Origin of the sequence: Acinetobacter sp. YH12023, assembly GCF_013420135.1 — a bacterium.
GTDB classification, from domain to species: Bacteria; Pseudomonadota; Gammaproteobacteria; order Pseudomonadales; family Moraxellaceae; genus Acinetobacter; species Acinetobacter amyesii.
On record NZ_VOYU01000006.1, the window covers coordinates 66231 to 90891 of the forward strand.

Genomic DNA, 24661 nt, shown 5'->3' on the forward strand with positions numbered 1-24661 from the left:
GCTCATGTATTCAATTTATTTTCATTGCTATAGATAAAGATATAGAACACAAAAGACAGAAACGATCTCCTTAATACGGAATAATTTAAATGAATGGCTTAAGCATTAAAATGCTGGATTAATTTCTGCAATCGAATTTCTGCATCTTGATTAAAAGCATTCGCCGCTTGGTGATACCAGCGTTTCGCCATCTTTAAATCTTGAGCTGCGCCATTGCCTAGCTCATACATTAAGCCAATTTTATAGGGAGCAATTGCACAGCCTTGTTTTGCCGATTGCTTGTACAAGCTCATTGCTACATTATAATCTTGATCAAGAATTTCGCCCTTTTCATATATTTCAGCAAGAGTCGTTCTTGCGTTTATATTTCCCTTTTCCACTGACTGATTCAGTAGATCTAAAGCGATATGAATATCTGTTTTAAATGGCTTTTTGAACAACAGCACGGCTAACTTCAGCATCGCTGCATCATCACCCTGATCAGCCGCTTTTTGATACCATCCTTGTGCTGTAACATCATTTTTTTCGACGCCGCATCCCGTTTCATACATTTCACCCAATTTAATTTGGGCTGCAATATCCCCTCTTGAGGCTAAACTCAAATAATCATCATAAGTACGCTGATTGTTATACTTAAACTTTATTTTCTTTACTGGATTATAATCACTATCAAAGATTTCAAAACCGACATAGTTTTTAAAGAGTTCAATCAATAACTGCCGAACCAATTGAGTATGATAAATTAAATGATCCTTTTCGCTAAAATAATAATACTGATAATAGCTTTCCAAATCTTGATTGATTTCTTCTTTTAAACTGTTTAAATCAGTCGTCCATTTTTTTTGAACTTTGCCATTTTCAACATATTCGTATAAATACCTTGTTGAAAAGTTTAACCATTCCTTTTCAAAATCTTGTCTTTCTCCATCCATGTAAAGTTCCTCTTCTTCCGCTTGAATGACACATCTGATTTCTACACCCTCTTTATAAAGCGCATAGCTATAGCTTGAATTTGTGTCTGCAAAATCAAAGAAGATCATCCATTTCATCGGCAACTGACTGCTTAGCAAACTGCTCCATTTTTCAGGTTCAGTAAAAGCAAAATGTGCTAATCCGGCACTATTGATACAAACAATATGATCCGTCAGCCACTCTATATCTAATGCAGATTTTGAGTTTTCTTCAAAATAAACCAGCCAATCATTTACCAGTCTTTCAATATCCTGTTGATTGCCATTAAAGGGAATAACCACCCCAGCTTTTCTAACGCCCATAATTATGATTAAAATAAAAAATTTATACGATTAATTTAAAAAGACTTATATCTAATTTTTGTAAAAACTTAACATAATAAAATCAACTACATTGCTAATTAACCTTGTCTATATGACTAGTATTTATAAGACTGCTTGTAGATAAAAAAAGCCGGTCATCTGACCGGCTTTTTTTATTACTATATTAACTTAAGCGGCTTTCGCTTTCGCCATCAGCGCTTCAATGTCTTCTACAGATTTCACCACTGCAGCCGTCAATACACGTGGACCATTTTGAGTCGCTACAACATCATCCTCAATACGGATACCAATACCACGCCATTTTACATCCACTGTTTCATCATCTGGCGCAATATAAAGACCAGGCTCAACAGTAACTACCATACCCTCTTCATAGGCACGCCATTCACCGTCTTGCTTGTATGAACCGACGTCATGCACATCCATACCAAGCCAATGACCCGTACCATGCATATAGAATTGGCGGTAACTTTCTTTTGCGATGATTTCGTCAATATCTCCTTGCATAATGCCAAGATCCAATAAACCTTGAACTAAAATACGCACTGCAACGTTATGTGGTTCTTTATAAGAGTTGCCGATACGCACCGCATCAATCGCCGCAATTTGCGCATCGAGTACGATATTATAAAGTGCTTTTTGTTCAGGGCTGAATTTACCGTTGACTGGGAAAGTACGGGTAATGTCTGAGGCATACAGCTGATATTCACATGCTGCATCAATCAGTACCAAATCACCATCTTTGAGTTCTTTGTCATTTTCCACATAGTGCAAAATACAGCCATTTTCACCACCGCCGACAATGCTGTTATAGGAAGGCACACAGCCATTTTTACCAAAGACATAATTCAGTTCTGCTTCTAGTGCATATTCCATCATGCCCGGTTTAACCGTTTGCATGGCACGAGTATGCGCTTCTGCTGAAATATCCGAAGCAATTTGCATCAATTCAAGTTCGTCTTCAGATTTGTGCAGACGCATTTCATCAATAATACGATCAAGCTGAATCACTTGTGCAGGCGCACTTGCACCCTTACGTGATTCACCACTTGCTGCCGAAATCCACTGCGCCACACGAGCATCAAAATCTGGTTGCTGCCCAATACGGTAAAATAATTTATCTTTATTTTGTAATTTTTCTAAAATTTCTTCATCAAGCAAATCAATTGCATAAGCTTCATCGGCTTCATAATCATCTACTGCCCCATCTACACCCGCACGGTAGCCATTCCAAATTTCCATTTCACGGTCACGTTCACGGCAGAACAAACTATAGCTATAACCTTCTTCTTCGCTATCAAAGGTTTCAATCACTGCAACCGCTTCAGGTTCAGCAAAACCTGTTAAATAAAAGAAACTACTATCAGCTCGAAATTTATAATCTGCGTCGCGATTACGCATGGCTTCTTTGCTCGTGGCAATAATTGCAATACTACGTAGTCCCATTTCACCCGCAAGGATGTCTCGACGTTCTTGAAAATCCGCTTGAGTTAATTTCTTCATTTAAATACTTTTTATACCTGCTGGCTGATATTGTTTAAATTTTGATTCAATTGAATATGAATCTCTCAATCTATGTGAGGCATGTATAAAAACACGTAATACCTCACATAGATATAAGCAAAATTAATGCCTTAGCTCGGACGATGTGGGGTGAACATTTCAACCACATTACCCACTTGAGCCGATGAATTTTTAGCGCTCAGTTGTAGCAACGGTGTTTCTGAAACATCAACTTTGGTACGTCCCATAGACAGGCTCACTGGGATTAAACGAACAAATTCGTATAATTCCTGATAGCTTTCTTCACCTTCTTCATCATCATCTGAATCTTCAAATTCTACTGAAGCGACATCCTGTAAATGCTCAATCAATTCTTGTTCATTGGTGCGCAGATGACCTGCCGCCAAACCAAAACCAAGAACAACACCTGCACACCAGTCTGCCAAGGCTTGCACACGTTCACCAAGTAAGTGATCATCATCTGGTAATAAAGGAAGATAGTCGAGTTCATCATCTGAAAGTGAATGAGCTACATCTTCTGCTTCTTCAGTCAACAATGCCACCGCATCTTCGTCTAATTCAGCCACATCAAGCGTTGCTAAAATTTGTTGCCACTCTTCACGACTCGGAGGTTGTGACACACAAACTATACCAGTGAGTAGACCATGTAACTCACTTGGGCTTGAAATTTCTTCAATTTTAGAAAAATTCTGGGACCAATCTGACCAACCTGAAATATCGTCTTGCATTCGCTTATCCAATCTCTATACTTCGTATATATTACCTTTGTTTGCAAGACTGTGCGACTACGTTATGTTAGAAGAATTACAGCGTCTCCAAGCGCATATTAGCGTTTTAAAAAAGCGACTGGCGCAATTTGAAAGCGAAAATAATGCCCTACAAGATGAGAAAAACTCGTCTGATGAGCACCATCATGCTCAAATTGTACATAAGAACGGTATTATCACCTCCAAACAAGAAGAAATTGATACGCTGAATGAGCAATTAACTGATTCACGTGCTCAACTTCAACAGCTGAATACTGATGCAACTGCTTTGGCTGACCGATATAGCCGTCTTGAAAAAAGCTGTACTGATCTAAAAAATCGTTTTCAAGAAATTTTGGCAGAACGTAATGAGCTACGTATCGTTAAAGAAAAGATGCAAAATGAACAGCGTCATGCTCAACAAGAAATTCAAGGTTTGCAGCAAGAACGTGAACGTTTATTGCAAAAAAATGAACATGCCAAAGCAAAAGTTGAAGCGATTATTCAACGTTTAGCTATTTTAGGTACAGCTCAAGATCAACATGCGCAAGAAATTCAACAATTGGCACATCCGACTGAAAGTAATGAGGAAGTTTGATCATGAGTGAACAAATTGCAGTTGATTTAAAAGTTCTAGGTCATAGTTTCCGTTTAGCAACTACTTCTGACCAACAAGCCGATTTAGAACGCGCAGCACAATTACTGAATGACAAATACGATGAATTCCGTCGTAAAGCGCCACGTATGGAACCGAGTAAACTGATCATTATGGTCGCACTTGAATTAATGCAAGAAGTCCTGTCAATGAATAAGAGTTTGCAAGAATATGCAAACTGCGAACTTTTGTTGCAAAATATTTTGGAACAAGTTGAAGAATTGACTGATTAATCGGTGGTTTAGTGATTATACTTTGCCCGATTGCTTCATTTTAAACACTTCGTCAGTGTTTGGTGATTTGCCAATAACGCTGAATTCGTTATACTGAGCACATCTCTGAGGTGTTCGCCAGCTAGGTCTAATCCCCTGCCGATACTTAAACTTATGGATGTGTTCTGTATATTCTGAGCGTATGCCCTCCTCGAGTGGGAAACCCAGCGAGTGTACGTCGCGTCCACCTTGAACTCATCGGGTTCAGGGTCACGACATTTGCAGCGGCATCTTCGGAGTGTTTATTTTCCAAATCCTTATTTAAATTATAAGCATTTGATTTAAAAAATTTTTTTTAATTTACTATTCTATTTCCGCGCCACTCTACTTTTGCTCTCCCCCTTAATTATTTCATTTAAGTTTGGTTAGTTTAAAAGTTTATTTATTCAAGTTAATTCATTTTTTGAGTTGTTCCAGTTTAGCTAGCTGTCTATCCAAAGCTCTGTCCATTTCAGGAAGAATTTGTCGTAAATATTGAATTGATGAAATGGCTTCATCCAATTTCACGACGCCTTTTTTAACCAAGTTATATTGTTGCTCGAGTAGAGCGAGTACTTGATTTTGATTCGGCTGCTGTCCCTGACTCATCAGCGTGTTTATTTGCTGAAATTGTTGATATACCTGTTCACGTTGCTGTAATAGCTCAGAGTGCGTTTCACTGTCGAGTATTGATTGTTTGGAATTAGAACTTGAATGCTGCAATACATTTTCTATAGTTCGCTCTGAACGTGTTTCAGACACTTTTTGTTGATCTAACGGTAGCTGTTCATGAACCTCCTGCTGCTTTGGTTTTAATAACTGAATCATCAACAATAAAATCAAGCCAACCACTAACCCAATAACAATCCATTTCTTATACATGATTCAATCTCTAAATGTTCTACTATTAAAAAATTCAGAGCCGATTTGACTCTGATTTTTCCATTTTCTTTTGATTTAAACTGTTTTACTGACTGCCCCATCCTGCTGGTGCATAACCAAAACGAACACGCTGTGGATGATTGCCAACTGGAACTGTGATGACTTTTTCACCTGTTGCAAAATCAATCACGGTTACTGCATCTGTGGCACTTTCAGAAATGACACAACGCTTACCATCTGGACTTTGCGTTGCCCAATACGGTTTGCCTGCAGCAATCAATTTCGCCGCGGTCAAAGTTTTACGATCGACGATGGTGGCATAATCATCCATCGTTCCTGCAACACATAGTTTTTCACCATCTCCACTGATCGAAAGCCCATGATGACGTGAGTCATTTACCCATTTCGTGCGATCAGAGGGAATAGTTGTACTTCCCGGAAGCTGTGCAATGCGTGTGACTTTGCCTTGATTGAGATCATATTCGACCAAGCCATTAAAAAATGAGACTTGTGCATAGATTTTGGATTCGTCTTTGCTAAACACAATTGGACGCACAGCGTTTGATAGGTCTTTACGACCAAAGGCATCCAATGCAGGACGAAAATCAATTTTCTTCAAGACTTTAAAATTATTAGCATCGGCAATGGTGATATAGCGTTTGCCTTTGGTAAAGTCTTGCCAAGATGCATCCATGGCTGTTTCGACATTACCAATGGCTGAATTTAAGATTTTAGTACCGTTGGCAAAATAGATATTTTCATGTGGTTTATCGCCCGTCGCAAAACGTCCTAGTTCTTTGCCCGTGTTGATATCGAGTACTTGTACGACATTCCCTGAAGATGCTGAAACAGCAACTTGTTGCCCATCGGGTGAAACCGCCATATGGTCTGCGCGAAATCCTTCAACGGGTGTGCGCCAATTGATTTTTCCTGTTGCTATGTTAATCGAGACGACATCTGCATAACTTGGGCGTGATGCAACTACCGATTTGCCATCTGGTGTGGAATACATGTCATCGACCAATTGATCATTTCCCTCTCCTGCTGTATTACGAATATAGCTATAGGCGATCAACTTTACTGGATTGAGGTAAATCTCAGTCAGCCGTTCTTTTTTGTCGGGCACCATATTGATGACACCAACTTTTTGATAGTTTTTTGCAGGATTGATGACTGTAACCGTACCATCCCAGTTATTACCCACAAAAAAAACTTGCTGGCTATTGGGTGGAACGGGTGCAGTGGTTGTCGCTGCGAAAGTAAGTGGTGACACCGCAACCGTCATACAAAGAAGTGTCCTGATCCAGAGATTCTTTTTCATTTTTATTGTCCATTAATTTGTTTTTATGCATAGCTTTTGAGCTACGTCATCAGATAAGTGTCGCTTTTTAAGCGCAAAGAAAGCTTATTCAATATACAAGTGTAGATATAGCGTATTTGTTTTAATTCCGATGAGTTGTTGATTAAAACCACGTCTTCAATCTGCGTTCACTTTTTGGAAAGCAAAAAAAAGCACCCGAAGGTGCTTTTTTAGTTCATCAAATTATTAGTAAATAATTTGATTATTGTTGATTAGGTCATCTAGTTCGACTTTGCTCGTTTGATTGAGCAAGACTACAAGATCTTGTGATTCATATTCCGTACCTGATGTGCCATCACGGTCAATTGAAATCACAGCTGAATCAGTTTCTTCGTCATATGCTACTGTTACAAACTCTGCGAGATTCGCTTCAGTTGCATCGTCAGAAAGTAATGAAGATATATCGATTTGGTCAGCAATAGAAAAATCATTTACTGTTGTTAATGTATTACCGCCCAAATTGTCGTCTGCGAGAAGGTCGAAAACAATATCATCACCAAGAAGTAAACTTTCACTTTCTAATGAGAACATCGCAAACGATGCTGTCGCAGTCACTGTTTCCTGAATAGGAAGCACATTGTTACTGTTTCCTAACTCTGTTTCGAGCTGGGTTGTAAGTACATTTACATCTTGAATTGAGGTTTCAGGGACTGTAACTTTCACTACAAAATCTTCAACTTGACTACTTGAAGTGCCTTGATAAGTATAATACCCATCTAAATCTTTGCTTACTGATATACCATTTACCGAAACTTTGGCATCAACTAAAGCATCAAGAGCAGCAGATTTAAATTTCACACCATTTACATTCACATTTTCCTCTGCATCATTTAAAACTTCTGCATGTAAAGTAAATTGTAAAACTTTCTCTGGAGCGTCTGCTTCCGGAGCTACTACACCAAGTTGATCCTGTCCATTTTGATTTTTCTCACCTGTCTTAGCAATTTGAGTTCCATCCGTAAATAGTACACCTTCCAACATATTAATTTGGAAACCACTTACATTTTGGACACCCGTAATACTTAAGTTAAAACCATCAATATAGTTGGTTGTATCAGAGTTGTTTAAAATCATTGAATTGACAGGATATTTTTCACCTGAATACGCTTCATCAAATACAATCCAATCACTCGGAGTACCTTTTTGACCTCCAAAGTCTTTAGGGAAACTATTTGAGAAATTAAGCCCAAGCTCATTCTGAGTCAGAACTTTGTTAATTTTCTCCCAATTGATAATAATAATTTCAGAAACGTTAATTTCACTTTTCAAATTAGTAAAGATTCTTAGCGCATCGTTAATTTTATTGAAATCATTACCATACTGTGGATCATTGATAATAGCTTGCATCTGTGCAGCAATATCTACAATTTTCGCACCCGCAACAAGATCATTAGAAACATAATTACCTTGGGCATCTTTATAAATCGTACCTAGGTTTGGAACTTTAATCACTGAACTTGATGAACCACCACTTGTTCCACCTGATGTTGAAGTTGATACCGAAATTTCACTTGTTAATGTTGCTTTTAACTCAATGAGTTCAGCATTGCCAGTTACAGGAGTTGTAACCTTACCATCAGTAACTTGAAGACTTATCGAAGGTAGTGCAGCACCTGAATTTAACTGATCCGCACCTTTCTGAGTTAAGGTTACAGATTGATCAGCCACTGATAATTGATAGAAACCGTCGGCACTAACTGTCGAGCCATTAGCAAATGTCACAGTCAGACTATCATTATCTGCATCCGATGCAGCATAAGCAGCAATTTTTTGACCGGCAACAGCTGCACCAACAGTGACTACTTCTGGTTCAATTTCAATTTCAGGTGCTACGTTTGTTACAGAAGCAGGATATAAAATTACACCGAACTCTAGTTCTGAACTTGCAGTTGAACCATTCGATTTTTCAGTTGCAATAGATTCAAGCTTCACATTCAACTTCAAAGAATTACCTGTAACAACCAAACTTGGTGGTGCAATCGCCACTAAGCTTGAACCTTCGATACTCATGCCATCAGCGACAAAACTTAAATTGCCATTTGTATCCGCAGTTCCAAGTAATACTCGAGTTCCGTCCTCTGTAATAGCATAAATTTTCATACCTTCAACCAAACCAGAGAAATTCAGTGTTAAGCTTTCAGAACTATCGAGATCATTCAAACTAGTATTAAGTAGACCAAGAGAAATATCCTGTCCAACTTCACCACTTAGGTTGAAATATGGTCTATGGAAACCATTTTGATCTTTATCGGTACTACTTCCTTGAATCAAGTCAGATACTTGCCATTCCACAGAAGGATTAGTCTGTTGATAAAAATTATTCAGATCTGATACAGCAGCATCAAGACTAGGATAATAACTTATCTTATCACCATGTGACTGATCGATTAATTGGAAATCATAGTTACCCTGACCTGCTTGGTTATGCATGTAGAAATCAAAGGTATAGAACCCTGACTCTTTAGCGGTAAAGCTAAGGTCTACCGATTGGCTCAAGCCTCCCCAACTCACAAATACAGGATCTTGGTTTCCAATAATCAACATACCACTATCATCTGCTTTACCTTTATAGCTATAAGTATGCCCAGCTTCCAAATACACATAACCTGTAATTGCAACGCCTTCATAGGTTGCTACACTTGAATCAACCAAACTTGTAGTTTCACTAGTGCTTGCAGGTGGAAGAGTTGTATTTTTCGAACTGGTTAAGTATTCAAAAACCGTTCTCAAGGTATCTGCTGGCATGCCATTACCATTACCTTGCAATAAATTATAAGATTTTCCATCAACAGTAACAGTTTTAAGATTATTCCAAGTTTGAATATTTAAATTAACAGCCGTTGGGCTCCAATCTAATAAATCTAATGTTAAAGAAGGCTTATCTGCAACTGCATCAACAACAATTTCCAATTCACCTGAAGTCACATGTTTACCATCAGAAACATTAAATTCTAGGCCTGCATATACTCCGGCGTCAGTTGCTGAAGCTTCGTTAGCATCTGGTGCAAATACAACTTGTCCGGCATTAATATCAGCATAAGATAGTGTTTGACCCGCGATGATTGGTGTTTTATTCCCAGCAGCATCTACGATTGTCAATACACCGTCTTTTGGCAGATTTGTTACCGTAATAACAAGCTGATCATTTGCTGTATTTGCATCTGAAATACCAAAATGCGCCCATGTTAATGTCACACTTTGATCTTCTGTCGTAACCACTTGGGTTGTTTCAACTTCAGGAGCGATATTGTCCACTGAGACAGTTTTATCTACTTCCTCACCCGGATTACCTGATTTATCTTCATAGCTTTCTGTTGGGACAGTTACTGTAATGTCACCATCAACACCCAGAGGAACTTCACCAGTCACCACATATGAGCCATCTGGTTGTTTCACAGCAGGTGTAAATGGTACTTCGATTGGACCATTTGGACCTTCAACAACAATTTTGTCTTTTTCAATCGTGTCAGGGTCCACATCATCCGGATAAATCACAGTGATCTTACCGTCTGGTGTAATCGTCACTTCTGCTTTTGGTGGAATGGTATCGACAGGTGTTTCTGTCGTTGTAACGTCATCACCCGGATTGCCTGATTTATCTTCATAGCTATCTGTAGGGACAGTTACTGTAATTTCACCATCAACACCCGGAGGTACTTCGCCAATCACGATATAAGAGCCGTCAGGTTGTTCCACTGGCGGGTTAAAAGTCACAGGTATTTCGATTGTTTTATTCGGGTCCGTTGGATCTGAAATAGTTACTGTTATTGACTCTCCCACAATCGTATTTGGATCAACATCATCAGGATAAGTCACCGCGATCTTACCGTCCGGAGTAATCGTCACTTCTGCTACAGGCGGAACAGTATCTACATCAGCAGATTCTTGATCTAAAGTACCTTTGTTACCTACATCATCTTGATAACTACCTGCTGGAACAGTCACCACGATACCAGTTTCAATACCTTCTGGAACACGACCCACCAATACAAGCGGATCATCTTGACTTGGGACAAATTCAACAACGATAGGATTACCAGACTTGTCTGTTACTGTGATTTTTCCAGTTTGTATGGTACTTGGATCCGTATCATCTTCAAATGTTAAAGTAATCTGACCATTTGGTGTGATATCGATATCAACATTAGGTGCAATGGTATCTACTGGTTCAGTGACATCAACCTGAGCGCCCGGATTTCCCGTTTCATCGGTATAACTACCAGTCGGAATGCTAACCGTAATATCAGTATCATTTCCGTTCGGTACTTTACCTGTAAAGGTCTTGCCATCTGTCGATGGTGTTAATTCAACCACAACTGGATCGCCATCTTTATCAGTGAAAGTGATCGTCGATATATCAATCGAGTCTGGCTTGGTATCGTCAGGGTATTGAATAACAATGTCACCATTCGGTTGAATTATCACAATTGCAGTCGGTACGTCGGTATCGACTTTACCCTTACCTGAATTTGGTTCACCTGAGTTACCGGATTCATCTTCATAAGATGTACCCGGAACGATCACAGTTACTGTGCCATCAACACCCGGAGGAACTTCACCCGTTACCACATATGAGCCATCTGGTTGTTTCACTGGTGGCGTAAATGGTACTTCGATTGGACCATTTGGACCTTCTACCACGATCTTATCTTCTGTAATCGTCGATGGATCTACATCATCTGGATAAGTCACAGTGATCTTACCATCTGGTGTAACGGTCACTTCGGCTTTAGGTGGAATGGTATCGACAGGAACCGTCGTATCAACCTCTTCACCTGGATTACCTAAGGTATCTTCATAACTGTCTGTTGGAACTGTAACAGTCACATTACCATCTGTACCTTCAGGAACTTCACCTGTCACCACATATGAACCATCAGGTTGTTTCACTGGTGGAGTAAATGGTACTTCGATTGGACCATTTGGACCTTCAACAACAATTTTACCTTCTTCAATGCTGTCAGGATTAACATCATCTGGATAAGTCACTGTGATCTTACCATTTGGTGTAATGCTGATTTCAACTTCAGGAGATTGTGTGTCTACTGTTGCAGAACTACTTCCTTTACCACCTTTATTGCCAACTTCATCTGCATAAGAACCCGCAGGCACAGTTACCGTAACTTTGCTATCAATACCATCTGGCACTTGTCCAACAAGTGTTAAACCATTTTCGCTCGGTATAAATGTCACAGGGACTTTATTGCCATTTCCGTCAACAATCACAATTTTTGAGGTATCGATGGTCGATGGTACAACATCGTTTTCATATTTCAGTGTGATTTGACCTTCTGGCGTAATTACCACTTCAACTTTTGGTGCAATCGTATCCACTGGGTCGGTTTTTACTGACGTCGTATTGTCGTTACCAGTAGTGTCCTTGAAGCTGTTTTCAGGCACAGTCACTGTGATTTTTTCATCAATCGCAGTTGGGACTTTACCTGTGTAAGTCAAGCCATCCTCAGATGGAACAAAATCAACCACAATGGTATTGCCATTGCTATCTTTCACCACAATGTCAGTTGGATCGATAGTTGTTTTATCCGCATCTGGTGAATATGTAACGATAATTTCACCATTCGGTTCAATCGTCACTTCAGCCACTGGAGATTCAGTATCAATGGTTCCTTGTTTTTCAACAGGCTCGCCTGAATTTCCTGTGGTGTCTTCATAAGAACCCGCAGGGACTTTCACGATGATGTCACCATCCGTACCTTCTGGTACTTCACCATTCACCACATATGAGCCATCTGGTTGTTTCACAGCAGGTGTAAATGGTACTTCGATTGGACCATTTGGACCTTCAACTACGATCTTATCTTCAGTAATTGTCGATGGATCGACATCATCTGGATAAGTCACAGTGATTTTACCGTCAGGTGTAATCGTCACTTCAGCTGTTGGTGTATCTGTATCCACATTACCCGGTTGAGCAACAGGCTCGCCTGAGTTACCTGTAGTGTCTTCATAAGAACCCGCAGGGACTTTCACCACGATTTCGCCATCTGTACCTTCAGGCACTTCACCTGTTACTACATATGAGCCATCTGGTTGTTTCACTGGCGGAGTAAATGGCACTTCGATTGGACCATTTGGACCTTCAACCACGATCGACTCTTCTGTAATTGTCGATGGATCAACATCATCAGGATAAGTGACAGTGATCTTACCGTCTGGAGTAATGGTTACGGTTGCTGTTGGTGTGTCGGTATCAATCGTACCCGGTTGTTCAACTGGCTCACCTGAGTTACCCGTAGTATCTTCATAAGAACCCGCAGGTACTTTCACTACGATCTCGCCATCAACGCCTTCAGGTACTTTCGCAGTGTAGGTACCATCTGGTTGTTTTTCGAAAGTCACATCAGAAATTGGGCCTTTAGGACCTTCTACAACAATACCTGTCGTATCAATCGTGTCAGGATTAGTATCTTCTGGATAAGTCAGTGTGATCTTACCGTTTTCATCGATTTGAACATCAACAACTGGAGATTCGGTATCTACCGTAGCTGATTGTTTTACAGGTTCGCCTGAGTTGCCCGTAGTGTCTTCATAAGAACCCGCAGGCACTTTCACGACGATGTCGCCATCGATGCCTTCAGGCACTTTCGCTGTAAATGTACCATCAGGTTGTTCTTCAAAGGTTACACCCGGAATCACTTCACCATCTGGACCTTCCACAATAATACCTGTGGTATCAATGCTGTCTGGTTTTGTGTCATCTGGATAAGTAATAGTGATCTTACCATCTGGTGTCACAGTCACTTCTGCTACAGGCGGAGCTGTATCCACTGTAACTGTTTCAGAACCTTCTTCACCTGGGTTACCTGCTTTATCTGAATAAGATGCTTCAGGCACTTTTACTGTAATCGAGGTATCTACGCCTGTAGGCACTTGACCGGTATAAGTCAAACGATCTTCAGATGGCGTGAAATCAATCACTACTGGTTTGCCGTCTAGACCTGTAATCACAAAGTCTTTTGGATCAATCGTTGCAGGATCAACATCTGGTGCAAATGTTACTTTGATCTCACCTTTTGGAGTGATGTCAATTTGAACTGTTGGTGCATCATTGTCTAAACCTGGGTTACGAATTGCATCTTCTGAAGTCACTGTATCTGTTTTTGCAGTTGCAGTGATTGAGTTTTCAGGTTTGATTTCAGTTGCAGGAACTTTCAGTGTCCACTGACCTGTAGGCGTAATATCCGCAGGATCAACAGTATATTCAGTGCCATTAACATCGACAGTAATAGCCGCATTCGGGTTCGAAATTGTACCGGTGATAATGAAGTTACCATCTTCATCAGTCAATTCAGCCATTTCTTCTTCATTAATGACATCATCACCCGCAATCACATCGATCGAAATCAATGGTAAAGATACGGTGTCTTGCGTTGGGTTGCCATCTTGGTCTGTTGTAGACGCAGATAAGTCATCACCATCTTTTAATGGAAGTTCAGTCGTCGTAGTCCATGTACCATCTAGACCTGCTTTTACTGGTGGTAATTCTGTACCATCAGGCAAAGTCACAACCACATCATGACCCGGCTCAGTTTTACCTGTAATCACGGTCACGTGCGTGCCATCTTCCGCAGTATTTGGTGTAACGCTGTCAATATTGACAGTAATTAAACGATCACTGTCACCCGAACCTTTATTGCCAGCTTCATCTGTATAACTTTCAGGAAGGACTTCAACAGTTACTGTTTGACCCGGTTCAACTTTGAGTTCAACTGACCATTTTCCAGTCACTGCGTCAAATGTTGGCTGACCCACAACTTGACCACCTGTTACTTTCAAATCAGCAGAGCTAAAGCTTTCAGGATCAATGTTCTCGCTGAATTCGAAAGTTGCTGTTGCTTTGCTATCAGTCGCTTGAGCAATAATATCGACAGTCACTGTTGGCGCAATGGTATCTACATCTACAGTTTCTTTATTAGTCTCACCTGGGTTACCCACCAAGTCAGTGTATGAACCTGTTGGAACTTCAACTGTAATTTGCTCATCCACACCTGAAGGGATTTTACCTGTATAAGTCAAGCCATCTTCAGAAGGTGTTAGCGTCACCTCAACAGGTTTACCGTCTTTATCAGTGATAATAATGGTTTCAGGATCAATCGATTTCGGATCAACATCATCTTCAAATTTCACCACGATATCGCCTGTAGTCGTTAAGGTGATTTCAACAGTTGGCGCGATGGTATCGACAGGATATTTACCTGTACTTGGTGTACCTGGGTTTCCTGTCAAATCTTCATAAGAGCCTGCTGGTACATCGACAGTCACTTTACCATCGATGCCTTCTGGCACTTTAGCGGTATAGGTTAAGCCGTCTGGTGATGGCGTTAACTCAACAGTGATCTCTTTCCCTGTAGGATCTTTCACCACAATCGCATCTGGTTTGATGGTTTTCGGAGCTGTATCTTCAGGATAAGTCACCGTGATATTGCCTTGCGGATCAACCGTTACAGTCACTTCAGGTACATCAGTATCTACCAATTTGCTGTCGATATCATATTCACCGTCATTACCTGTTTTATCTTGGTAACTGCCTTCAGGCACGATGACAGTCACTTTTGAATCTACATTTGGTGGAATTTGACCTGTAAGGGTTAAACCATCTGGAGAAACTGTAAATTCAACAACAATTGGATTGCCATTTTCATCAGTAATTACAAGGTCTTTTGGATCAACTGTCTTAGGATCTACATCGTCTTCATATTGAATAACAATCGAACCTTGTGGTGTTAAAGTGATTTCAACACTTGGACGGTCAGTATCGACATTGCCTTGAGTTTCACCCACTTTACCCGGATTGCCAGTCAAGTCTTCATACGAACCTTCTGGTACGACAACAGTTACTTTACCATCAATCCCTTCTGGTACTTTGCCCGTGATGGTAATTGTACCGTCTGTATTCGTTACTGGGGTACCAAAGTCAACAACTAGGTTATTGCCATTCGGATCTTTAACAGTAATTTTGTCAGTAGTAATCGTTGATGGATCAGTATCATCTGGGTAAGTCAGGATAATGTCACCATTTGGTGTTACCGTCACGTCAACTTCTGGACGATCAGTATCCACTTCACCTTCACCTGTTGAAGGTTGACCTGGGTTACCTGTTACATCTTCATAAGAGTTTTCTGGTACTTCAACTGTTACTTTACCGTCTATACCTTCAGGGACTTTACCTGTGATAGTAACTGTACCGTCTGTATTCGTTACTGGCGTACCAAAGTCAACCACGAGGTCATTGCCATTTGGATCTTTAACCGTAATTTTGTCAGTTGTAATCGTTGATGGATCGGTGTCATCTGGGTAAGTCAGAACGATGTCGCCTTCAGGTGTTACAGTCACGTCAACTTTTGGACGATCAGTATCAACATCACCTTCACCTGTTGAAGGTTGACCTGGGTTACCTGTTATATCTTCATATGAACCTTCAGGCACTTCAACGGTCACTTTACCATCTATACCTTCAGGGACTTTACCAGTGTATGTTAAGCCATTATCAGAAGGCGTTAATGTTACAGTGATCTCGTTTCCATCTGGATCTTTAACGATGATTTTGTCAGTCGTAATCGTAGAAGGATCTGTATCATCTGGATAAGTCAGAATGATATCGCCTTCTGGAGTCACTGTTATGTCTACCAATGGGCGATCGGTATCTACGTCACCTTTGCCTTCGCCTACTTTACCTGGGTTACCTGTAAGGTCTTCATAAGAATTTTCAGGAATTTCAACAGTGACTGTGCCATCCACACCATCTGGAACTTGACCTGTATAGGTTAAGCCCCCTTCCGACGGAGTTAAAGTCACAGTGATTTCATTACCTTCAGGGTCTTTCACCACAATCTTATCTGTTGTAATCGACGTTGGATCGGTATCTGTAGGATATTCAACAATGATTTGACCTTCAGGCGTTACCGTTACTTCAACTTGTGGACGGTCTGTATCTACATCACCTTGGCCTTCGCCTGCTTTACCCGGATTACCAGTAATGTCTTCATACGAGTTTTGAGGAACTTCAACTGTTACTTTATCCTCAATACCTTCTGGCACTTTACCCGTTACCGTGATTGAACCGTCTGGTTGAGTTTCAGGTGTACCAAACTCAACGACGATGTCATTGCCATTTGGATCTTTTACCGTAATTGTGTCGGTAGTTATCGATGATGGATCAGTATCATCTGGATAAGTTAAAACAATGTCACCATTTGGTGTCACGGTTACTTCAACTTGTGGGCGATCTGTATCTACAAAACCTTCACCGACACCGACTTTACCTGGGTTGCCTGTAAGGTCTTCATAAGAACCTTCAGGCACTTCTACAGTCACATTACCGTCGATGCCTTCAGGCACTTTACCTGTATACGTTAAGCCATTATCAGATGGTGTTAACGTTACAGTGATGTCATTACCTGATGGGTCTTTAACGATAATGTCTTGAGGATCAATAGTCGTTGGATCGGTATCTTCAGGATAAGTCACGACGATTTGACCTTCAGGTGTCACCGTTACTTCAACTTGTGGACGATCTGTATCCACATCTCCTTCGCCTGTTCCAGCTTTACCCGGATTACCTGTTAAGTCTTCATATGAATTTGTAGGAACTGAAACCGTTACCTTACCGTCAATACCTTCTGGCACTTGACCAGTGTACGTTAAGCCATCTGCAGATGGTGTTAACTCAACAGTGATCACATTGCCTGATGGATCTTTAACAACGATGTCTTTTGGATCAATAGTCTTCGGATCAACATCATCTTCATAAGTCACCACAATTTCACCTTGCGGTGTAATGGTTACATTTACTGTAGGTGAAGTTGTATCAACAGATTCACTTGCAGAACCTTTAGTACCATTGTTACCACTGAAATCTTGATAACTGTCTTTTGGTACAAGTACAGTCACTTTGCCATCCACTGGGCTTGTGATTTTACCTGTAACGGTTAAGCCATCTTCAGACACTGTGTATTCCACAGTCACTTTCTTACCGAACTGATCAACCACTGTATAATCTGCAACATCAACCGTTGAAGGATTAACATCAGATTCGTACTTGATGGTAATCAAACCTTGTTCTGTCATTTCAACAGTCACAGAAGGTGCTTGATTATCTAAACCAGGTTGACGTTCAGCTGTATTTGACGTTGCTGTATCTGTGGTTGCTTGTGCAGTCACGGTGTTGCTTTCTTTCACATCTGCAACTGGAACACGGATGCTCCATTGGCCTTGTGGAGTCACAGTCACTTGTGAACCGCTATAAGGCGTACCATTAAAGTTCACAACCAAATCTGCTGCTGGATTACTGATCGTACCTGTCACTGTAATAAAGTTTTGACCGTCTACAGTTTCAGTTAAATCAGCCAATTCTGTTTCATTGATGACATCATCACCCGCAATTACATCGATGTAAACGAATGGCAATTCAACTTCATCACCAGTGCTGACGACATCACCGTTTTTATCTTCATAAGTGGTTGTCGCAGAAACTTCGTTACCATCTTTCAAAATACCCGGAACGGTTAATTCCCACAGACCATCTGGACCTGATTGTACTATCAATGGTGTATCTTGACCCGGAACGAGCACACTCACTTCGCTATTGGGTTCAGTCTTACCTGTAATAACAGTAATATCATCGCCATTCGAATCTGTATTTGGCGTTACACCGGTAATTTTAAGTGTAATCAATTGATCTTGATCACCCTTACCTGTGTTGCCCGCAACGTCGCTATAACTGTCATCTTTCACTTCAACAGATACGGTTACACCTGGCTCAGTTTTAAGTTCAACAGTCCACGTAAATTCATCGACTTGGGTAATAGTGCCAACAACCTTGCCACCTGTAACAATCAAATCATTCGTAGAAAAAGTTGCAGGATCAATTTTTTCTGTAAAGGTAAATGTAGCCGTTGCTGAAGTATGGTTCGTAGATGAAGAGGTCACTGTTACAGCAACTTCAGGCGCAATCGTATCTACAGTCGTTGTGTCCTGACCTTCAACACCTGGGTTACCTGTTACGTCTTCATATGAACCTTCAGGTACAGTCACGGTAATCGTACCGTCTACACCTGCTGGAACTTTACCAGTTACAGTGATTGAACCGTCTGGTTGAGTCACTGGTGTACCAAAGTCAACCACGATGTCTTTACCCGTAGGGTCTTTAACCGTGATTTTATCAGTGGTGATTGAAGACGGATCAGTGTCATCTGGGTAAGTCAGTACGATGTCACCATTTGGTGTCACGGTCACTTCTACTTGTGGACGGTCAGTATCAACTGTACCTGTACCCGTACCCGGTTGTCCTGGGTTACCCGTAGTATCTTCGTATGAACCTTCAGGCACAGTCACAGTTACAGTGCTGTCCGTACCTTCAGGTACTTTACCAGTTACAGTGATTGAACCGTCTGGCTGAGTTTCAGGTGTACCAAAGTCAACCACGATGTCTTTACCTGTTTGGTCTTTAACCGTGATTTTGTCAGTCGTAATCGTTGATGGATCTGTGTCATCAGGGTAAGTCAGTACGATGTCACCATTCGGTGTCACAGTCACTTCAACTTGTGGACGCTCAGTATCTACTGTACCCGTACCTGTACCCGGTTGACCTGGGTTACCCGTTGTATCTTCATACGAACCTTCTGGCACAGTGACAGTAATTGTGCTGTCCGTACCTTCTGGCACTTTACCCGTTACCGTGATTGAACCGTCTGGTTGAGTTTCAGGTGTACCAAACTCAACCACGATGTCTTTGCCATTTGGATCTTTAACAGTAATTTGGTCAGGCGTAATTGTGGATGGATCGGTGTCATCAGGGTAAGTCAGTACGATGTCACCATTTGGTGTCACAGTTACTTCAACTTGTGGACGCTCAGTATCTACTGTACCCGTACCTGTACCCGGTTGACCTGGGTTACCCGTTGTATCTTCATACGAACCTTCTGGCACAGTGACAGTAATTGTGCTGTCCGTACCTTCTGGCACTTTACCCGTTACCGTGATTGAACCGTCTGGTTGAGTTTCAGGTGTACCAAACTCAACCACGATGTCTTTGCCATTTGGATCTTTAACCGTAATTTGGTCAGGCGTAATTGTGGATGGATCGGTATTCTTCGGGTAGGTCAGAACAATCGTACCATCAGGCGTAATGCTGACTTCAACTTGTGGGCGTTCTACCGGTGGTTTTGATGAATTGCTACCACCTGAACCACCAGCCAAACCAATCCCGCCAGCAACTAAACCACCACCCACTAACCATGGTACTAGCCCACCAAAATTAGAAGATACTGGTGGTAATAAAACTTCTAAACCTGCAATTTCTTTAAAGCTCGCAACACCATTCGTAAAATCGAACCATAAGAATGCACACTCATCATCTTCAAAAACTAAATCAGAAACTAAACCGTCTTCATATTGTGCAAAAAAATTCTCAATGGTAATTACTTCACCATTTTTCAATTTAATTATTAATGTATTACCGTCTTGTAAAAATTCTTGAACATCTTCTCTATGTAATTTGGTTTGGATTATTGATGCATCTTCCAAAACAATACGGCTAGCAGACAAGCTGACCTTATTCAGAGTAATTTTGTCAACTATAACCAATTCTTTCATATTAATTCGCCATTATTAATTTAGTAACATCTAGTAACAAGTCTAACAAAGTGTTATTTTTTCCTCAATAAAGCTCTTTCAATATATTTCTTTAAATAATGTTTTTAATATTATTTAGACGATTGTTTATCCTTATTGCATTAATCGGAATTCATTATGTATAAGACTTTCACTACCATTGCGTTAAGCGCATCACTTGTCGCATGTTCAACTTTTCCTGGCGTAAATAAATATGCAAAACCAGATAATTTGTTGTTTCAAATCAATACTATTGATGCATACAAAATACATGTTCAACGTGATGAAAAATTATGCGCAGATGATCAAGCTAAGAACCCAAAATGTGCAACTAAGCTCTATATAGATGACTTTAAAGCCGGTGATTTTTATATTAATAATTCTACTGATTTTTATTTAAAAGAAGGTAAATACCAATTTAAGGTGAAAAATTGTACAAATCATTGTGAAAATTATTCAGTTAGCTATTGTGTAAACGAAAAGTCACTTTTGAATAATTTATTACTTACAGTTGATAATAACGGCAAACCTATTATATTAAATAATGATGGTACTACAATTAATAATTGCCCGATTAGAGAAAATGCTCTAAATAATGTAATAAAACCAATTGAACCGAGTTTAAATAATATAAACTTAGCTGCCGATTCTTTATTTAAATTTAATGGTGGTAAATTAACCGATTTACTTCCTGCAGGTAAATCAAGCTTGAATGAACTAGCAACTAAAATTAATAATCAATATGCACGTATTGATATGATTAAGCTTACCGGCCATACCGACCGTTTAGGCAGTGAACAATATAATCAGCAACTTGCATTGCAACGTGCACAGACTGTCAAAAATTACTTAATGAACCAAGGGATTGCTGCTGATAAATTAAGTTTCGCTTCAGCAGGTGAAACTCAGCCTGTAACCAATGGTTGTTTTGATGTGCAAGATCGAAATGCCTTAAAAGCTTGCTTACAAGCAGATCGTCGTGTTGACGTCCAAATTCTTGGTATTAAAAAGCCTTAAATAAGTCCGCGTTCCTTAAGCCGACTAGTGTTTTAAGGAACGCTTTATATAAAAAAGATAAAATCTATTTCTTCGGACTTTTAAGCTTGAACGCGTTAAAATGCCTTTGAGAATTTTGTGCTACTTTGAAATGAATCATGACTTTGAGCACCACCAGCCTTCGTAAACAACTCCGTAAGCAGCGTCGTAACCTAAACCTATGGGAGCAACGACAAGCTGAACAACAAGTCCTACAGCGTTTAATCAGACTCAGTTATTTTAAGCGCAGTCAGCATATAGGCGTTTATTTACATGCATTTGGTGAAATTCACACTCAAAAGATCATCCACTACTGTTTTTCGCATCAAAAACACGTGTATTTACCCATGATTTGCAACATGAATCAGCAACTGGTTTGGGTTGAAATCTCACGTCATCAATACATTAATAAACGTTTTTCTCATCACCCACTTGGTATGAAAGAACCCATGGCAAGCCGTGGGAAGCATGTTTCTCATCTTGACCTTTTAATTATGCCCTTGCTCGCTTGCGACAAGTACGGCACACGTATTGGTATGGGGGGGGGCTTCTACGATAAAACATTAGCAACAGCCCACTCTACCCCCTACCGTTTAGGACTTGGTCATGATTTTCAACTCATTCAAGACTCTTTGGTCCGAGAGGCATGGGATCAACCGCTAGATGGCTTTATTAGCCCATCTCAAACTTTAAGCTTCAAACGTTAATTTGATATTCTTGACACTGAGTTACACTTATAAATCACATATTTAGTCATTTTTTATACATTTTAATTGGCATGACCCTTGTAATTTAAAAAATACACATCACTATAAAAAACATGGCAACACCGTTGTCACTCATTAGGAGTGCCCATGTCTGAGATTATTATGAATGAAGAAAGCTTGGAAACTACAATTCCGAGCGTATTACCGCTCTTAGCGCTACGAGATGTGGTTGTATATCCTCACATGCAAATTGCACTGTTTGTGGGTCGTGAAAAGTCGATCAATGCAGTCAATGTCGCACGTGACAGTGACAATCTTGTATTCGTAGTTGCACAAAAAGATTCGCTTACAGAAGAAATTGATCACGACAATTTATATCAATACGGTACTGTCGCGAAGATTGTGCAAGTTGTGAATCATGAGAATGATGAAAACTGTATAAAAGTACTGATTGAAGGCTTATATCGTGCCAAGTTAGAAAAAATTATCGATACCGATAATTACCTGACTGCTGAGCATTCATTAAGCCCAATGACGGTTTCTGTTGACTCAGAAACTCAGAATAACCGTGTCGAAGAATTGCGCACCTTATTTGCTCAATATGCAGAAGCAAAATTGCGTAACGCACGTGAATTGATTGCAGCAGCCAATAAAATTGATGATTTGCTACAATTATTATTCTTCGTAGCAACACGCGTGCCTTTGAATATTGATGTAAAGCAAAAATTCTTAGAGCATGATGAATTTGAAGCACATTTAGCTGAGCTCATGACGTATTTATTACAACAGTCAGAAGAGCAGCAAATTGAGCAAACCTTACATGATTCTGTGAAACGCCAAATGGAAAAGAATCAGCGTGAATACTTCTTAAATGAAAAAATGAAGGTCATTCAACGCGAACTTTCTGACATGAATGGCGGTGCTGAAGACGACGTTGCAGAAATTGAAAAACGTCTAGCTGAAGCCGATTTACCTGAACATGTACGCAAGAAAGCTGAAAATGAGTTCCGTAAGCTAAAAGCAATGCAACCTGCTTCGAGCGAAGCTGCTGTCGTGCGTAACTATCTAGAAGTTATTTTAGATACGCCTTGGAACAAAGCTAGCAAAGTCAGTATTAACCTTGCGAAAGCTCAAGATATTCTTGATGCCGATCACTATGGTTTAGACGACGTGAAAGACCGCATTGTGGAATACCTTGCTGTTCAATCACGTGTAAAAAAACTTCGTGGCCCAATCCTGTGCTTAGTTGGTCCTCCAGGTGTAGGTAAAACTTCACTCGGTGAATCTGTTGCCAAAGCAACTGGCCGTGAATTTGTCCGTATGGCGCTTGGCGGCGTGCGTGATGAAGCTGAAATCCGTGGTCACCGTCGTACATATATCGGTGCGATGCCGGGTAAAATTGTGCAATCTTTGTCTAAGGTTGGCGTAAAGAACCCTCTGTTCTTACTCGATGAAATTGACAAAATGGCGCAAGACTACCGTGGAGACCCTGCTTCAGCATTGCTTGAAGTCCTAGATCCATCACAAAACAGCAAGTTCAATGATCACTACTTAGATCTTGATCTAGACCTTTCTGAAGTGATGTTCATCTGTACTGCAAACAGCATGAATATTCCAGAAGCTTTGCTTGACCGTATGGAAGTGATTCGTCTACCGGGTTACACCGAAGATGAAAAAGTGAATATTGCTGAACGTTACCTTGTTCCAAAAGCCATCAAGAACAATGGTCTACGTGCAAAAGAATTAACCGTTCACGAAGAAGCCATTCGCGATATCGTACAACGTTATACACGTGAAGCCGGTGTGCGTAGCTTAGAACGTGAAGTATCGAAAATTGCACGTAAAGTGGTAAAAGAAGCAGTGAGCAAGAAAGCGAAAAATCTTCAAATTGAAGTGAATTCGAAAAATCTTCCTGACTACTTAGGTCCACACAAATTCGACTTCGGTATGGCCGAAGAAGAAGCTGAAGTGGGTCGTGTAAATGGCTTGGCATGGACATCTGTTGGTGGTGAACTGCTAACGATTGAAGTTGCAGCAGTAAAAGGTAAAGGCAAGTTCATTACCACCGGTTCTCTTGGCGATGTCATGAAAGAATCTATCACAGCAGCGATGACCGTTGTACGTACCCGTGCAGATGAACTAGGTATTGAAGCGATCCGCTTTGAAGAAACTGATGTACACGTGCATTTACCAGAAGGTGCAACACCAAAAGATGGTCCATCTGCTGGTTTGGCCCTAACTACCGCACTTGTTTCAGCGTTTACAGGCATTGCGATTCGTCCAGATATTGCGATGACCGGTGAAACCAGTCTTGGTGGCCGTGCAATGCGCATTGGTGGTTTAAAAGAGAAACTTCTCGCTGCTCACCGTGGTGGCATCAAGCTTGTCTTTATCCCACAAGATAACGTTCGTGACTTGACTGAGATTCCAGACAATGTCAAAGAAGGTCTAGAAATTAAACCAGTGAAATCGATTGATGAGATTTTACCTCTAGCCTTGGTTGATATGCCTAAACCTCTTGCAAAGACACCGATTGTCAAAGCAACTGAAGGTGGCAAAGCTGCTCGTCACTAA

General features: G+C 40.5%; 11 protein-coding genes and 1 other RNA gene. 6 read left to right on the top strand and 6 right to left on the bottom strand.

Annotated features, from left to right (window positions below):
• Positions 1-98: 98 nt before the first annotated feature.
• The 3 genes from FTT92_RS08295 to FTT92_RS08305 form a co-directional block, all read right to left on the bottom strand.
• Positions 99-1274 (bottom strand): tetratricopeptide repeat protein, encoded by a 1176-nt coding sequence (locus FTT92_RS08295; RefSeq protein ID WP_180115365.1) that lies wholly within the window; start codon positions 1272-1274, stop codon positions 99-101.
• Positions 1275-1463: 189 nt separating this feature from the next.
• Positions 1464-2798 carry a Xaa-Pro aminopeptidase gene (gene pepP / locus FTT92_RS08300; protein ID WP_180171850.1) on the bottom strand — a complete coding sequence of 445 codons (1335 nt, stop codon included), beginning with the start codon at positions 2796-2798 and terminating at the stop codon, positions 1464-1466.
• A gap of 131 nt (positions 2799-2929) precedes the next feature.
• A complete protein-coding gene (locus FTT92_RS08305; RefSeq protein ID WP_111885849.1) occupies positions 2930-3547 on the bottom strand; it encodes a UPF0149 family protein in 618 nt (205 codons plus the stop codon).
• A 64-nt stretch (positions 3548-3611) separates the two neighbouring features.
• Here FTT92_RS08305 and FTT92_RS08310 point away from each other — a divergent pair, with 64 nt between their 5' ends.
• From FTT92_RS08310 to ssrS, 3 genes are all read left to right on the top strand, one after another.
• The gene (locus FTT92_RS08310) at positions 3612-4163 is read left to right on the top strand and encodes a hypothetical protein (protein WP_078192940.1); all 552 of its coding nucleotides are present in this window, start codon (positions 3612-3614) and stop codon (positions 4161-4163) included.
• 2 nt (positions 4164-4165) lie between these two features.
• Entirely contained in the window at positions 4166-4453 is a 288-nt protein-coding gene (locus FTT92_RS08315; RefSeq protein WP_168378082.1) for a cell division protein ZapA, read from the top strand.
• 99 nt (positions 4454-4552) lie between these two features.
• A non-coding RNA gene (gene ssrS, locus FTT92_RS08320) (6S RNA) lies at positions 4553-4735 on the top strand.
• 153 nt (positions 4736-4888) lie between these two features.
• Here ssrS and FTT92_RS08325 read toward each other — a convergent pair.
• From FTT92_RS08325 to FTT92_RS08335, 3 genes are all read right to left on the bottom strand, one after another.
• Positions 4889-5353: a hypothetical protein gene (locus FTT92_RS08325; protein ID WP_180171851.1), complete on the bottom strand. Its 465-nt coding sequence runs from the start codon at positions 5351-5353 to the stop codon at positions 4889-4891.
• An 85-nt stretch (positions 5354-5438) separates the two neighbouring features.
• Positions 5439-6638 carry a YncE family protein gene (locus FTT92_RS08330; protein ID WP_257231649.1) on the bottom strand — a complete coding sequence of 400 codons (1200 nt, stop codon included), beginning with the start codon at positions 6636-6638 and terminating at the stop codon, positions 5439-5441.
• 261 nt (positions 6639-6899) lie between these two features.
• Complete coding sequence (locus tag FTT92_RS08335; RefSeq protein ID WP_180171853.1) at positions 6900-20327, bottom strand: Ig-like domain-containing protein; 13428 nt, start codon at positions 20325-20327, stop codon at positions 6900-6902.
• Positions 20328-20483: 156 nt separating this feature from the next.
• On the opposite strand from FTT92_RS08335, the gene FTT92_RS16735 reads away from it, so the two are divergent.
• The 3 genes from FTT92_RS16735 (at position 20484) to lon (ending at position 24661) form a co-directional block, all read left to right on the top strand.
• Positions 20484-21362 carry an OmpA family protein gene (locus FTT92_RS16735; protein WP_257231644.1) on the top strand — a complete coding sequence of 293 codons (879 nt, stop codon included), beginning with the start codon at positions 20484-20486 and terminating at the stop codon, positions 21360-21362.
• Positions 21363-21499: 137 nt separating this feature from the next.
• Complete coding sequence (locus FTT92_RS08345) at positions 21500-22087, top strand: 5-formyltetrahydrofolate cyclo-ligase (protein WP_180171854.1); 588 nt, start codon at positions 21500-21502, stop codon at positions 22085-22087.
• A 147-nt stretch (positions 22088-22234) separates the two neighbouring features.
• The gene (gene lon, locus FTT92_RS08350) at positions 22235-24661 is read left to right on the top strand and encodes an endopeptidase La (protein WP_180171855.1); all 2427 of its coding nucleotides are present in this window, start codon (positions 22235-22237) and stop codon (positions 24659-24661) included.